This window comes from Methanoregula formicica SMSP (assembly GCF_000327485.1).
GTDB classification, from domain to species: domain Archaea; phylum Halobacteriota; class Methanomicrobia; order Methanomicrobiales; family Methanospirillaceae; genus Methanoregula; species Methanoregula formicica.
The window spans coordinates 703,663-717,792 of record NC_019943.1 but is presented as its reverse complement, the minus strand read 5'-3'; the positions used below and the strand labels follow the sequence as shown (position 1 = coordinate 717,792).

13 protein-coding genes and 1 riboswitch are annotated in these 14,130 nt (G+C 59.2%); of the genes, 7 read left to right on the top strand and 6 right to left on the bottom strand.

Annotated features, from left to right (window positions below; translation table 11 throughout):
• Positions 1-207: 207 nt before the first annotated feature.
• Genes METFOR_RS03665 through METFOR_RS03640 form a run of 6 tightly spaced genes read left to right on the top strand, consistent with a single transcriptional unit; the run spans position 208 to position 4,968 of the window.
• On the top strand, positions 208-729 hold the full coding sequence (locus METFOR_RS03665) for an ABC transporter substrate-binding protein (protein ID WP_324602936.1): 522 nt from the start codon (positions 208-210) through the stop codon (positions 727-729).
• A gap of 1 nt (position 730) precedes the next feature.
• On the top strand, positions 731-1,546 hold the full coding sequence (locus tag METFOR_RS03660; protein ID WP_015284753.1) for a hypothetical protein: 816 nt from the start codon (positions 731-733) through the stop codon (positions 1,544-1,546).
• A 1-nt stretch (position 1,547) separates the two neighbouring features.
• A complete protein-coding gene (locus tag METFOR_RS03655; protein WP_015284752.1) occupies positions 1,548-2,093 on the top strand; it encodes an ECF transporter S component in 546 nt (181 codons plus the stop codon).
• The gene (locus METFOR_RS03650; protein ID WP_015284751.1) at positions 2,080-3,624 is read left to right on the top strand and encodes an ABC transporter ATP-binding protein; all 1,545 of its coding nucleotides are present in this window, start codon (positions 2,080-2,082) and stop codon (positions 3,622-3,624) included. The genes METFOR_RS03655 and METFOR_RS03650 overlap by 14 nt, the downstream gene beginning before the upstream one ends.
• A 19-nt stretch (positions 3,625-3,643) precedes the next feature.
• Positions 3,644-4,456, top strand: coding sequence for an energy-coupling factor transporter transmembrane component T family protein (locus METFOR_RS03645; RefSeq protein WP_015284750.1), 813 nt, complete (start codon positions 3,644-3,646; stop codon positions 4,454-4,456).
• Complete coding sequence (locus tag METFOR_RS03640) at positions 4,453-4,968, top strand: Tfx family DNA-binding protein (protein WP_083883390.1); 516 nt, start codon at positions 4,453-4,455, stop codon at positions 4,966-4,968. The genes METFOR_RS03645 and METFOR_RS03640 overlap by 4 nt, the downstream gene beginning before the upstream one ends.
• Before the next feature lie 47 nt (positions 4,969-5,015).
• Here the strand turns inward: METFOR_RS03640 and METFOR_RS03635 are convergent, their stop codons facing one another.
• Together METFOR_RS03635 and thsA are read right to left on the bottom strand one after the other, a co-directional pair.
• The gene (locus tag METFOR_RS03635) at positions 5,016-5,795 is read right to left on the bottom strand and encodes a hypothetical protein (protein WP_015284748.1); all 780 of its coding nucleotides are present in this window, start codon (positions 5,793-5,795) and stop codon (positions 5,016-5,018) included.
• A 489-nt stretch (positions 5,796-6,284) separates the two neighbouring features.
• A complete protein-coding gene (thsA, locus tag METFOR_RS03630) occupies positions 6,285-7,937 on the bottom strand; it encodes a thermosome subunit alpha (RefSeq protein ID WP_015284746.1) in 1,653 nt (550 codons plus the stop codon).
• A gap of 77 nt (positions 7,938-8,014) precedes the next feature.
• A riboswitch (Fluoride riboswitch) is annotated at positions 8,015-8,079 on the bottom strand.
• A 168-nt stretch (positions 8,080-8,247) separates the two neighbouring features.
• Between thsA and METFOR_RS03625 the strand changes: the two genes are divergently transcribed.
• The gene (locus tag METFOR_RS03625; protein ID WP_148277585.1) at positions 8,248-8,442 is read left to right on the top strand and encodes a hypothetical protein; all 195 of its coding nucleotides are present in this window, start codon (positions 8,248-8,250) and stop codon (positions 8,440-8,442) included.
• An 84-nt stretch (positions 8,443-8,526) separates the two neighbouring features.
• Here the strand turns inward: METFOR_RS03625 and METFOR_RS03620 are convergent, their stop codons facing one another.
• The 4 genes from METFOR_RS03620 to METFOR_RS03605 all read right to left on the bottom strand — a co-directional run bounded on the left by METFOR_RS03620 (position 8,527) and on the right by METFOR_RS03605 (position 13,989).
• Positions 8,527-9,957: a sodium-dependent transporter gene (locus METFOR_RS03620; RefSeq protein WP_015284744.1), complete on the bottom strand. Its 1,431-nt coding sequence runs from the start codon at positions 9,955-9,957 to the stop codon at positions 8,527-8,529.
• A complete protein-coding gene (locus tag METFOR_RS03615) occupies positions 9,954-11,519 on the bottom strand; it encodes a potassium/proton antiporter (RefSeq protein ID WP_015284743.1) in 1,566 nt (521 codons plus the stop codon). The genes METFOR_RS03620 and METFOR_RS03615 overlap by 4 nt, the downstream gene beginning before the upstream one ends.
• Positions 11,520-11,611: 92 nt before the next feature.
• On the bottom strand, positions 11,612-12,649 hold the full coding sequence (locus METFOR_RS03610) for a mechanosensitive ion channel family protein (RefSeq protein ID WP_015284742.1): 1,038 nt from the start codon (positions 12,647-12,649) through the stop codon (positions 11,612-11,614).
• A 215-nt stretch (positions 12,650-12,864) separates the two neighbouring features.
• The gene (locus METFOR_RS03605; protein ID WP_015284741.1) at positions 12,865-13,989 is read right to left on the bottom strand and encodes a KamA family radical SAM protein; all 1,125 of its coding nucleotides are present in this window, start codon (positions 13,987-13,989) and stop codon (positions 12,865-12,867) included.
• Between the last annotated feature and the right edge of the window lie 141 nt (positions 13,990-14,130).

Sequence of the window (14,130 nt, the reverse complement as noted above, 5' to 3'; positions counted from 1 at the left end):
CACCTGCCAAAGGAGCAAACCCGTACGATCTACATCTGCATTGACGATACGGACACGCTGACCGGGCCCAGGGGGACCGGGAAACTGGCGCGTGCCATCGCCGACACCATCGCCCGCGACTACCCGGTTTTCGGCGTCACTCGCCACCAGCTTTACGTCCACCCCGACATCCCGTACACCTCGCACAACAGCGATGCCGTCATCCACGTGGAGACAGACGCGGACGATGCCATGGATCACCTCTTCGAGATCGCCGAACAGGTCATGCTCGACGATTTCCTGGAAGGCAGCGATCCCGGCCTGGCCGTGGCATCCGAGAGGCAGATTACGCCTTCCCTGATCGTGTACGGGCAGGACGCAAAATGCTCCGTTCTCACCCAGGAGCGGGCCAGGACGCTTGCAAAGAACCTGCATATCCGGCTCAAGGGCCTCGGGGGCACTGAGGACGGGGTCATCGGCGCCATGGCCGGACTTGGGCTCGCCTACCTGAAATGCGACGGGCGATACCTCCAGAAAGGGATAGTCCGCAGCATTCTGGACTCCTGCACCGTGGAACGGCTTTTTGAGGCAGGAGTCGATGAAGTCTGTTCCCTTGACGGCACGCAGTATACCACCGGAACCGTGTACTTCCGTCCGGGCAAGTCCCCCCGCTTCTGCCCGGTGTGCGGCAGGACGGTCGTTTTCGTGAAACAGGAAAAAGACCGCCTGGTAGACGATAAAAGGGATTAATATGGAGTTCCGTGCCCGGGTCGGACTGGTATTCGTCCTTATCGGCTGCTTTCTCGGGGGGATGGTCATACTCGACATGGTCGGGGACACCCTGTTCCCGACTTCCCTGGGGCAAACAGAACTGGTGCCGGGTGTATTCACCGATCAGGTCTTCACCAAAGCAGGATTCCTGTACGGTCCACAACCATGGCGTCCCAGTTACAACCCTCTGGGCATCGACCCGGGGCAGGACGTCCTTGATAACGAGAGCTGGTTCCTGATGTTCATTGATGCCAATACAACACCGGTCAGCGGCAATCCCATGGTCAAGAGGCTTGGGATAGTAAGGGTAACATATAATTTTACCAGCCTCTCGGGCAGGGCCGTCTTCCATGTCTATGGCCTGACGAACAGAACCGGGGTGCCAACACGGACGAACCGCCAGACGGGGATCCGGCAGTGCGCTTATGTCGTGACGGGAGATGCACCAGCGGGTTCTTCCATGCCCGCAGCTTCCCCTCTTCGAGTGTCCGGCACACACGGGTATACTGTCGCCGTCTCCAATAACCAGGTCGCAGATCTCCGGAGCATGACCGCCACAACCCGCCAGATGTGGTTCAGCGGGCCCTTGAGTGGCCAGGGGGCACTGCATATTGCGGCAAATCTTACGAAGCCTATGGGTGGGATCACGGACACGACAAACCTGAACGGGACGTTCTATATCACCGCTACCGGTGGAGATGCAGGGTACGATACGCTTCTCCTCGTCGCAACCGATCACCCCCAGCCGGACGATTTCGCCCTCAGGATCAGGACAGAATTCGTGAGGACGAGTTAAAATGCCGGTAAAGAGACCCTACTTCTCCCTGCACGAGGTCGCCCTGCTCTCGCTCTGCGCCACCCTCATCGTGGTCCTGAACACGGCGTTCACCATCCCGCTGAAGATCCCCGGCCACACCGGAATCTACTGGGTGGTCCCGGTCATCATCGGCGTCGGCATCGTGAAGAAGCCGGGGGCAGGGACCTTCATCGGGCTCATCTCCGGGATCCTCGCGACCCTCTTTGGGCTCAACACCCTCCACATCTTCAATATCTTCATCTACGTTGCGCTGGGCGGGACAATTGACCTCCTCGGGTTCCTCTTCTTCTACCGTCTCGACCACCCGGCCGCCGGGTTCATTGCCGGGGCCTGCGGGAACCTCGCCAAGATGGCAGTCAACTACGCCCTCCAGACGTTCCTCGGGATCCCGGCAGCCTTCATCGTCATCGGGATCGGGACTGCGTCCATCACGCACTTCATCTTCGGCGGGCTCGGGGGCATTGTCGCAGCGCTGGTCCTTGCCCGGCTCATCAGGGCGGGGGTGGTATCGCGTGACGGGGCATGATCCCGTTATTACGATCCGCGGGCTCTCGTTCCGGTACCCGCCATCCATTTCAGGAAGGGCCGGCTTTGCCCTCCGCACCATCAGCCTTTCCATTGATCCCGGGGAATTTGTGGTCGTCACCGGGCACAGCGGCTCCGGTAAGTCCACCCTTGCCCGGTGCCTGAACGGGCTCATCCCCCATGCCACCCGGGGGACCATGGACGGCCGTGTTGTCGCAGCCGGGCTGGACACGCGGGAGCACGATGTCCCCGACTTTGCCCGGACGGTCGGCCTCGTCTTCCAGGACCCCGCATACCAGATCGTGACCAGTGATGTCGAGAGCGAGATCGCCTTTGCGCTTGAAGCCCAGAACCTCCCGGAAGAAGAGATCCAGACGAGGATCGAAACGACTGTCTCGCTCCTCCGGATCGGGCACCTGCTGGGAAGGACAACAGCCGACCTGTCGTGGGGGGAACGGCAGCGGGTCGCTATCGCATCCGTCCTCGCTGCCCGCCCGAAAGTCCTTGTCATGGACGAACCCTTCTCCGGGATCGATCCCCCTGCTGCGGCAGAACTGGCAGGCCTCCTGCACGACCTCAAAAAGGAGACCGGGATCACGATTGTCATCTTCGAGCACCGCACAACCTGGCTCCATGCGATTGCCGACCGCTGGATCGCCATGCAGGACGGGACGGTCGTCTCCGATACCAGGCCGGCCGCCGGGGGGGATGCCTTCGGTAAACCGGGGCCGGCTGCCACCCGGTTCCAGCTGGGCCGCCGGGAGATCCCGGCCATTCATCCGGCTCCGGTGCTCTCGCTCCGGAACGTGACGTACACCTACCCGGGACAGAAAGGACCGGCCCTTTCGAAGGTGAGCCTCGACTTCTATCCCGGGGAACTTGCGGTCATCACCGGCCCGAACGGCTCGGGGAAGACAACGCTCTTAAAACACTGCAACGGCCTCCTAGTTCCCGACGGGGGGGTCGTCCTCCTCGGCACCAGTCCGCTCGCGGGAAAGACCGTTGCGGAAGCGGCCCGGACGGTCGGGCTCCTTGGCCAGCACGCGGATCACCAGCTCTTCGAGGACACTATCGCCGGCGAAGTGTCGTTCGGCCCCCGAAACCTCGGGAAGATCGGCAGCATACTCGACGAGGCGGTGCAGACAGCCATACACATGTGCTCCCTCAGTCACATCGACCCGGCAACGCCCCCGCTCGGGCTCTCCGGTGGCGAGAAGCAGCGGGTCGCACTCGCCGGTATCCTCTCGATGGAGACACCGGTTGTCGTCCTCGACGAACCGACCTTCGGCCTCGACCCCGGGCTGAAACACTCGCTGTCCTCGCTGCTCCGGACGTTATGCGCCGGGAAAAAGTGCGTCATCCTCGCAACCCATGACGAGGAGTTCGCGGAATCGTGCGGCGACCGTTTCATCCGGATTGCCGGCGGGCGCATTGCAGGAGATTACCGGAGAGTGACGGAAACGCATGACAACTCCCATTCCCCGGGAGAATGGGTGATCCCTGCCGGGGGTGGCGATCCTGGAGTGCCATGACCCGCCGGCCGGGACGGGAATGACAAAGAAGGCCAGGAGGCTCGCCCTCCTCCGCTTCCGGCCGGGCACCTCCTTCCTTCATCGCCTCGACCCCCGTACGAAACTTCTCATGGTCCTTGTCGTGAGCATCGCGGCGCTCCTGTTCAGCTCGCTCTCTGCACTGGCCCTGGTATTTCTTTTCCTGCTGGTCCTTGCCATCACCTCGCGGATGGGGACGGCTCTAGGAAAAGCGCTTACACTCATCCTCCCGCTCCTCCTCCTCGTGATCGTGCTCGACAGTTTCTTCTCAAAGGCACCGTCCGGCACAGTCTGGTTCTCCGCGGAAATCGGCATCCTCCACCCGGAAGTCACGACAGGGGGAATCCTCTTCGCCCTCTCGATGGGCCTCCGGCTCCTCACGCTCGCCGGGATATCGTTCCTCTTTGTCATGACCACCTCTCCCGATGACCTGGTGAGGAGCCTCCGGGGCATGCGGGCCCCGCCGATCCTCACATTCTCGCTCGGGTATGCCCTCCGGTCAACAACCGCACTTGCCGATGACACCCGGCAGATCATCGACGCCCAGCGGTCGCGGGGATTCGAGCTGGACAAAGGGAGCCTTGTTGGGAACAGCAACCGGCTCGTGGCGCTCTTTGCCCCGGTCACCGTCTCCCTCCTCAAGCGGTCGAAATACACGGCCGATGCCATGCAGGCCCGGGGCTTCCGCCAGTCGGAGAACCCGGCCTGCTGCCGGTCGCAGGAGTTCAGCCGGGCGGATGCAGGGATGGTGGCAGGACTGGCAGTCCTTGTGCTCGTGCTCATTCTCGTTACGGGGATCCCGGGAGGGGGATGATGCCGCTGCAGCCTTCCCCAAAGAAACGATTCGCTCGCCGCCCGGGCCGGAACAGTCTCCGTCGTTCTCATAAGAAGAGAGCCCGCCGGGCAAAAAAGGACAGGGACGTGAAACACACGATACTCTCCAAAAAAATGATGGAAGTCCTGCGGTACCGCAAACAGGGGATGACGCTTGGGCAGATCGCAGAGATCTATGGCACAAGCCGGGCAGACATCTGCGTAACCGAGAAGCGGGCGCGGCAGAAAATCATGAAGGCAATGATAACCCTGAACGCACTCCGGTTTCTCGATGTGACTCCTATCTGTACATTCAGACAGGGATCGGATCTGATGGACGTGACTGCGGCATTTTATGCAGAGATGGCCAAACGGGGTATCCCGCTACCCGAAGATCCCATGGAGCTGATCAACCGGCTCCGCTCCGAGAACACGGAACGGATCCACGGACGACTCATCAAAAAAGACATTGACATATATCTCCTGAATGACGGGGAGATCTATTCGCGATAGAGGAAACATAATTATCGGAAAAATGCCCGGGAGTAAAAAAGGAGGGATCAGATAATATTTCCTTCGCGCTTGATCTTCATGTCGACATGGGCGTCCACCTGGTTGCCGTCGAACTGGACGATATACTCCCCGGCATTCCGGATGGTAAACGTCTTTTTCGTGATATGACCGTATTCGAGACCGAACCCATCCTGCATGATCTCCTGATGGGAGCGGGGATCATAGATCGTGACGGTGAATTCCGACTGGGGGCAGATATAGGTGATATTGAGAAGATCATCGGTTATTCCCGCTTTTTTTGCGGACGTTGTTTTGTTGCCCCCGATCTTACTGTCGTGAACAATCAGCGGGGTGACCTCGTACTCGATCACGAGTGGCGGTTCCCTGACATTCACGTTCATGGCAGTCGGGGCCTCGCCGAGATAATAGGAAAGATCTCCCGAATAGATATACGCATACGAACTCTCATCTGATGTCTGGGAAGGTGCAGCCAGGGTCCGGTATACCAGCCGGTCTTCGCCATTGATGACGGGTGTGACCGAAGAAACATAACTCACAACCGGTACCGGGGTCGCAGTCGTTGGGACGAAGATTGCGGAACCCGCAGCCCCGCCCCCGCTGGCCGATACGTTACCCGGGGCGGCGGTGCCGGTGAATGCTGATGATGGGGAGCTTTTCACATCAGAGCCGGCTCCGGCCGGCTTGACGAGAAGAGTGAACAACGACGGGCTGCCAAGGGCAAATACATTGATGATATCCGCGATCAGGATAATCCCGATAAGCAGCAACAAGATCACCGGAAGGCGGTCGGAAATTTTCTTATCCATGGGATAACTATTTCTCAATAGTTATTATTTATTAGTTTACTTTTGTATTTTGTTAGGTAAAAATGTTTTATATTCTGACCGGGCACAGTTTACTGGAAGCCCGGCATGATTCCCTCGCGCGGGTCGAAGAGCACCTCACGGTGCTCCATCGAAAACTTCGTTTTTCTCCTATCTCAATTCTGATGATCTTCAACATTCTCCAGCGCTTACTGCCCTTGGGGCAGTAATCGCTCATCCAAAAGGCACCGATTAAGCAATTTTTGGAGCCTGAAATGACCCCCAACTGTAGAAAATAACACCAATTCACCATCCGTTCCAAATCCGCACCCTGTAATTCGCCAAAAAACGCGATTTCCCAAAAACCTGTTTTTCAAAATGGGCTCCGATCCGAAAAATAAGCCCAAATCAAAGAGGTAGTTTTCAGGCAGAGAGAGACTGAGAAGAGGTACCCGGGTAACACCCGCTTTCAAAGAAAAAAAGATTGGCTGGTTAGTACCCGCCCATACCCGGGGGCATGCCACCCATACCGCCCATGCCACCGGGAGGCATCCCTCCGGCCGGCCCGGCGGATTTCTGGGCTGCGATGATATCGTCGATGCGGAGGATCATGACGGCTGCCTCCGTCGCACTGGAGATGGCCTGCGTCTTCACGCGGAGCGGCTCGACAACGCCCGCCTTCAGCATGTCAGCCGGTTTCTTGGCATCGGCATCAAGCCCCACCGTTTTCTTCCCGGCCTGGTGAGCCGAGCGCAGCGCAACAAGGATGTTGATTGCGTCAACACCGGCATTCTCGGCAAGGGTCCGCGGGATGATCTCCACCGATGCGGCAAACGCTTCGATGGCGAGCTGGGCCCGGCCACCGACCGTTGCGGCATGCTCGCGGAGCCGGAGCGAGAGCTCGACCTCGGGGGCTCCACCACCGGCAACGACCTTCTTCCCTTCGACAACAACCGAGACCACCATCAGGGCATCGTGAATGGCCCGCTCGAGTTCATCGACAACATGCACCGTGCCGCCCCGGACAACGATCGAGACCGCTTTCGGGTTCTTGCACTTCGAGACATAGATCATGTCGTCGCCCGAGACCTTCTTCTCCTCAACGAGGCCGGCTGACCCGAGGTCATTTTTGGTGATGGCATCAAGGCTCGTCACGAGGTTTGCCCCGGTTGCCCGGGCCAGGTTCTCGCTGTCACTCTTCTTGACACGGCGGACGGCAAAGATGCCGGCCTTTGCCAGGTAGTGCTGGGCAAGATCGTCAATCCCTTTCTGGCAGAAGAGGACAGTTGCGCCACTCTTGACCACCTTGTCCACCATGGCACGCACCATGTGCTCCTCCTCATCGAGGAATGCTGCGGCCTGCCCGGGGGTGGAGATGTTGATCTTCGCGTTCACCTCGGTCTTCTTGAACTCCAGCGCCGCGTTGAGGATCAGGATCTTTGCATCGGTCACTGACTTGGGCATGGCCGGGTGGACCCGTTCCTTGTCGATGGCCATCCCTTCGATGAGGGTTGTGTCATCAGCTGAGCCACCGACCTTTTTCGTGACATTGATGTGGGCAAGGTCGGCTTTTCCATCGGCGTCGGTGACGGACGTTACCGCCTTCACGATGATATCGCTGAGCAGGTCCTTCCGTACTTCCGCGTTCTTGCCACTCAGGGCAGTAATGGAGATCTTCTTCAGCATCGCTGTGTCGGTCGGCTTCACGGTGACGGCGATGCCATCGAGGATTGAAAGCGCCTTCTCCGCGGCCATCTGGTACCCTTCCGTGATCACGGTCGGGTGGACGCCCTGGACAACCAGCCCTTCGGCGCTTTTCAGCAGTTCGCCGGCAATGACAACCGAGGACGTTGTCCCATCACCGACTTCGTCGTCCTGGGTCTTGGCCACTTCCACGATCATCTTTGCTGCCGGGTGCTCGATGTCCATCTCTTTTAAGATCGTCACCCCGTCGTTCGTGATCGTGATGTCCCCGATGCCATCGATGAGCATCTTGTCCATCCCTTTGGGGCCGAGCGTTGAGCGGACTGCTGCTGCAACGGCCTTTGCCGCTGCAAAGTTGCTGTTCTGGGCTTCCTCTCCCCGGTTCCGGGTAGTTCCTTCTTTTACGATAATAATGGGTTGTCCCCCGAGTTGTTGCGCCATGATATACCTCGCTATACTTCGATTTTCCGCGGGTGTTCCGACGGTCTGTTACCACCGCTGTGCGGACATCATCTCCATCAAAACAAGAAGTCATCAGCCCGGATCCGGGCGATTGATGGTGGACCTCATCACCAGATGATAAAAATGATGGGCCGCCATCGGGTTTATGTGTATCCCTTTTTTCGGGACGGCAGGGCACGTTCCCGCAAGGGTACGATCGCCATGGCCGGCCGGTCCTTCCCGGCCCGGCCAGGCATCCCGGTCCGTCCACTAGAGAAAGGAGATAAATGCTTCAATGGTATCATCTGTCATGAAACACGGCAGAAAAAAAGCCGGGCATGACGAGCCTGAAGACCAGGTCCATGGCGGGCATGGTGCCGGCGGGGAGACCAGCGACACTCCCGGAGGGATTGATGCCGTCCGTCTCCTCCAGCTGATCACCGGAGGGGTTGCACTCATCATCCTGGCCTGGCTTGTCCTCCACACGGTCCTGAACATCATCTGACCCCGATTCCGGGACCACCATTCCTCTCCAGCCAGCCAGTCCCGGCACCCCTCCGCAGTGTCATTCAGCCCCTCATACCCGCGATCACCTGCGGATCTTGTCGATGATCAGGATGATAACAAGTGACCCGGCAATGAACGTTGCAAGCCCACCCGTCTGGATCCATGCATTCAGGTAATGGGCCCCGGCAATATAGGTTGCATCCGGGAACTCGAACCCCGAAACAAGGTGCACGCCAATGGTGACGAGAAGCGCAGCCGGGATGACGTACTTGCAGAGCGGGAAGACAACCCGGCTCATCAGGAACGATTGTTTTGTTTCGGACACGAAGATTTCCCGCGGCAAAAACCAGGTGAAGGCTATCGCCATGATGGCAGCAGAAAGGTGGAGCCCGATCGTGCCGATTGTCTCGTCCATGAGGTCGAGCACGGGGATACCGCCAAGAGAGAGCTGTACTGTGCTGAAACTCAGTGCCGGTATGATGCTCACCACGAGAAGGACGCCGGTCAGTACAGCCGTGGTTCTCCTGCGCGTCCATGCGGTTGCTTCCTGTACCGACGCAACGGAGACCTCCAGCATGGAGACTGCCGAGGTGAATGCGGCAAAGAAGAGGACGACAAAGAAGGCCACGGCGACCACCTGCCCTGCCGGCATCAGGGAGAATGCAAGGGGGAGGGTCGTGAAGGCAAGTTCCGTGCCCGCGGAGGGGGAGAGACCGAACGAGAAGACGATCGGGAAGATGACCAGTGCCGCAAGGAGCGAGACCGAGACATCGGTGCAGGTGATGACGAGGGACGAACGGGGGATATCCTCCTCCTTTGCCAGGTACGCACCGTAGGTCAGGAGGATGCCCTCGCCTACCGAGAGGGAAAAGAATGCCTGCCCGAAAGCAGCGACCCAGACATCGGCATGAAGAAGGACGGAGAAGTCCGGGGTGAAGAGGAACCCGATGCCCTCCCCGAACCCGGAGAGTGTGGTGCAGTAGAGGACCATGACTCCAAGGATGATGACAATCAGGGGGACCATGGTCACCGAGACGCGCTCGATCCCGTTCTTCACCCCGGCGGCAACCACGAGCCCGGTCAGGAGGACCGCAATGACCGCAAAGATGACGGGCAGGTACGATCCGGTGAACGTGGCAAACGTCCCTGCACTCCCTGTTGCAGAGAACAGGGTATACGCGATCGTCCAGCCGGTGATGACAAGGTAGTAACTCAGGATCAGGAAGATGATTGCGCAGACGAGCCACCCGATGATGCGGAATTCGGGCCGGACTCCCCTGAATGCACTCACAACCGTTCCCCGGAAATGCCGGCCCATCGTGATCTCGAGGATCATCAGCGGCAGGCCGAAGACAAAGACTGCGATGAGGTAGGGGACAAGGTAGGCTCCCCCGCCGTTTTCCCCCAGCATGGCCGGGAACCGCCAGATGTTGCCGATCCCCACGGCGGCACCAATGGCGGCAAGGATGAAGACTGCGTGCGACGACCAGCGTTCCTTTGTCTGTGCGCTCATAGTCTCCCCCGTTCATTTTCCGGAGGTTTTGTCGTCCCCCACGTGAACCCGGAGCCCCAGGGCCATCCCCCTTCCGGCGGTTCGGGCTCATCCGGTTCCATCTCCGTCTCCCCCGTGATGATGCGGCGGACCGCCTGCGCTGCATCCGGTGTCGTGAGGATGAGGAGGGTGTCCCCGTCTTCGAGCACCGTTGCCCCGCGGGGCGAGAACTGCTCGCTGCCCTTTGCGATCAGGATGATCAGGGTACCGGCCGGCAGACCGAGGTTCACGATCTGCTTTCCGGAGGCCGGGGAACCATGGGGGACAACGAGCTCGAAGAGTTCGTTCCGGGAATCCTCCGGGGAATCCAGTTCCAGCCCGAACCGCGACCTCCCGGGGAGGGGAGCGGCGAGCCCCAGGTGCTTTGCCACGAACGGGATCGATGTCCCGTGGAGGAGCGCGGATGCGATCACCATGAAGAAGACCAGGTTGAAGAAGACCTGGGCCTGCGGCACGCCGGCAATGAGCGGGAACGTGGCAAGCACGATGGGAGCTGCGCCGCGGAGCCCCACCCACGAGATCATCAGTTTCTCGTTCTTCTTCATCTTCCACGGGAGGAGCGAAAGGTATACCGCAATCGGCCGGGCCACGAAGATCAGGACGATGGAAATGATGATACCGGGAACGAGCACGGGCAGGAGCTCGGAGGGGAAGACAAAGAGCCCGAGCGTGAGGAAGAGGGTGATCTGCATCAGCCATCCGATACCCTCGTGGAACCGGATCAGGCTTTTCCGGTGGACAATGGCACTGTTGCCGATGACGAGCCCGGCAATGTATGCGGCAAGGAACCCGTTGCCACCTACAATTGTTGTCAGGCCATAGATGAGCAGAGCCGAGGCGAGGGTCAGGACCGCGTAGAGTCCTTCGTACTCCACCTTTACGGCATTGATCAGCCAGGCTGCACCCTTCCCCATGCCGTACCCGAGGAGGCCCCCGACCGCCATCTGCTGCACGAAGAGAGGCACCAGCGAGAAGAACGAGGTACCAGGCTGCATCAGGAGCGTGATGGCCCCGATGGTCAGGAGGATTGCCATGGGATCGTTGCTGCCCGATTCGAACTCGAGGAGCGGGCGCAGGTCGCCCTTGAGACTTGCCCGGCGCGAACGCAGGATGGAGAAGACCGCTGCTGCATCGGTTGACGAGACGATCGCACCCAGCAGGAACCCTTCGAGCGGGGAGAAACCCAGCAGGAAGATCGCTGCAGCGCAGACAACCAGGGCCGTGAGGGCAACGCCGACTGTCGAGAGCATGAGGCCCTTGTACAGGACGGGTCGTACTTCCGTCCACCGCGTATCGAGACCTCCCGAGAAGAGGATGAGGGCAAGACCGACAACGCCGATGCTCTGTGCTATAAACGGGTCGTCGAAGTAGATCCCGCCGGGGCCTTCGGAACCGGCAAGCATGCCGACAAAAATGAAGATCAGGAGGGCGGGAAGGCCGAGCCTCCCCGAGACCTTGTTCGCGATGATGCTGAACAGGATAAGGACTGCGGCACCGGCAAGGACGTATTCGATCGCTATCATAGTCTTCGTTCGCCCTACCCGGCCGTACCTGGCGGGGACTGCCTCCCCATCCCGCCGGACCCGTTGTTTCCGGTCATTCGCGTTGTATCCCCCTATTCTTTTGTCTCCCGCACCCGGATATCGATCTGCCGGAACGGCATCTCGATGCCTTCTCTCTGGAACCGGCTGAGGATCTCCCGGTTGATCCAGTCTTCGGTCTCCCACTGGAGGCTGAAGTCGTTGATCCAGAGAGTAAGCTGCCCGTTGAGTGCGGATTCCCCGAATTCGCGGAGAAAGACCGCGGGAGCCGGCTCGGAAAGGACCCACGGGGTCTTCTCCACAGCGTCCCTCGCAATGGAGAGGAGTATCTCCGTGACCTTGTCCATATCCGTCCCGTAAGCAACGGAGAACGGGATCCGGACTTTCAGGGTGGTATCGGGCATGGAATAGTTGGTCACGACATTCGAGGTGACCGTGGTGTTGGGGATGGTCACGATCTGGCTGTCCATAGTCCGGATCCGGGTGCTCCGGGCGCCAAGGCGCACGACATCGCCAAAGAACGTGTCGATCCGGACCCGGTCACCCAGCCGGAAGGGCTTGTCGAAGGCAATGACAATGCCGGCAAAGAAGTTGCCGATGATGTCCTGTGCGGCAAGAGCAACGGCTATCCCGGCAATCCCGGCAGCGGCAAGCAGCGCGGTGATATCGATCTCGAAGGTGTGCAACAGGATGAGGAAAACGACAAACCAGATGACATATTTTACGATGATGAGGAGGATCTGGATGATCCGGTCAAGGTCGGCTTCCGTCCGTTCCGCAAGCAGGGTGCCGTACGTCCTGATAAGGTTGGAGAGGAAGACCGAGACTGCCCAAGCAGCAAGGAGGATGAAGACCGCGTTGATGATCTGGCCGGTGCTGAACCTGCCCAGGGTTGACGGGACAATGTCGTACTGGGTCAGCGCAATATAGATCGAGATGAGGACGATCCAGATGACAAGGGGGGTGCCCACCGCATTCAGGATGATATCGTCCAGGTGGGTGGTTGTCTGTTCGGCTTTCTTCTTCAGCCACCAGATGATGCCCCAGGCAATGCCCGCGATGACGAACCCGACAACAATCGTGATAGCAGCGAAGATGATATTTTCAAGCATCTCAGGAGGTCTCCCATTTTTTAAAGAATACTAAGTTTCTCTTCACGACTCTTCCCCGTTCCTTTCCGCGTCCTTTCGATCATACTCTCTTTTGGCCGGTTTAAATGCATATGGTCTCCTGCCCGGCCCTTATGGTATACCGGTACGGGTGGGAACGCCAACGGGCCGGGCCGGATCATTCGTTCCGGCATTTCGTACGGTCCTGCGTCACCCTGTCAGAAGAGCCACATCTTCCGTGGTGTATAATCGGTCAGTGCATGCCGGTAATCGTCAAACCACCGTGCCACGGGGTTTGCCTTAAAGACCATGAATTTCCCGATGTTTGCCGGGTCGGCGGCCTGGTGGTACCGCATGAAGACATGCCCGGCGGTCTTCCCGACAAATTCAATCTTGCCGGTTGCGTGCGACATGACGAACCGGGCCCGCTTTGCAAGCCCCGAGCAGGCCTGCCAGGACTTCTGGAGGATCTCGTAGGACTGCTCGACCGGCACCTGGAAGATCTGGTTCCCGAGGGAGGGCCGGCACTGGAAGACGTAATACGGGGAGATGCCGGCAAAGGAGACCTTGCGGAAGAGTGCGGTGAGTGTATCCGGGTCGTTGTTGATCCCGTGAAGGATGGGGGTCTGGTTGACAACGGCAACACCGGCCTTCCTTAACGCATCGGCTGCCTGCATCGAGACTTCGGTGAGCTCGCGGGGGTGGTTGAAGTGCGCCATTACGTAGATCCGCTTCTCCGCCGTGCTGTAACGCGAGAGGACCGACAGGAGTGCCGGGTCATTGAGGATCCGGTACGGGTTGTACGCGAGCAGCTTGCTCCCGATCCGGATGATATTGACGTGGGGGATCTCGCGGAGCTCGCGGAGGACACCTTCAAGCCTCTTCGTCTCCAGCATGAGGGGGTCGCCCCCGCTTAAGAGGATGTTGGTGATCTCCTTATGCTCGCGGATATAGTCGAGGGAGCCGGAGATGTCCTTTACCGTTTCGCGCTCGCAGGACATGAAGAGGCGTTTCCGGAAACAGAAGCGGCAGATACCGCCACACACATCGGTGAGGAGAAGAAGGCCGGTCTGGTCATACTTGTGCTGGAGACCGGGTTTCCGGGTAAAGTCCCGTTCGCACGAGGGGTCGCTTGACCCGCAGCCGGTAAGTTCGGATGCATCGGGGATCACAATCCTCCTGAGGGGGTCGTGACGGTTCTTCCAGTCGATTAAGGAGAGGTAGTAATCGTTCGTGCGGAACGGGAACGTGTCCGTCACGGTCTCCATCGTCTCTCTCTCCTTGGGGGCAAGCCCGACACGGTTGTCGAGCTCGTCTACAGTAGTAATGTATCTGGGATTCACTAGTATCACCTCGGTTCCGGAGGTTTTCTCTGTCCGTTTGAGGACAGGGGCGAGCAGTGCAGAAATATCTAAACGATGATGAACAGGAATGAAACGTACCTGATTGCACTACTCAGTAAACGTTTTTTTATGGACCCTATC

Coding starts and splice junctions, on each gene's coding strand:
- METFOR_RS03635 (WP_015284748.1), bottom strand. CDS start 5,795: ATGGATAAGAAAATTTCCGACCGCCTTCCGGTGATCTTGTTGCTGCTT.
- METFOR_RS03640 (WP_083883390.1), top strand. CDS start 4,453: ATGATGCCGCTGCAGCCTTCCCCAAAGAAACGATTCGCTCGCCGCCCG.
- METFOR_RS03625 (WP_148277585.1), top strand. CDS start 8,248: ATGAAACACGGCAGAAAAAAAGCCGGGCATGACGAGCCTGAAGACCAG.
- METFOR_RS03655 (WP_015284752.1), top strand. CDS start 1,548: ATGCCGGTAAAGAGACCCTACTTCTCCCTGCACGAGGTCGCCCTGCTC.
- METFOR_RS03645 (WP_015284750.1), top strand. CDS start 3,644: ATGACAAAGAAGGCCAGGAGGCTCGCCCTCCTCCGCTTCCGGCCGGGC.
- METFOR_RS03610 (WP_015284742.1), bottom strand. CDS start 12,649: ATGCTTGAAAATATCATCTTCGCTGCTATCACGATTGTTGTCGGGTTC.
- thsA (WP_015284746.1), bottom strand. CDS start 7,937: ATGGCGCAACAACTCGGGGGACAACCCATTATTATCGTAAAAGAAGGA.
- METFOR_RS03615 (WP_015284743.1), bottom strand. CDS start 11,519: ATGATAGCGATCGAATACGTCCTTGCCGGTGCCGCAGTCCTTATCCTG.
- METFOR_RS03620 (WP_015284744.1), bottom strand. CDS start 9,957: ATGAGCGCACAGACAAAGGAACGCTGGTCGTCGCACGCAGTCTTCATC.
- METFOR_RS03660 (WP_015284753.1), top strand. CDS start 731: ATGGAGTTCCGTGCCCGGGTCGGACTGGTATTCGTCCTTATCGGCTGC.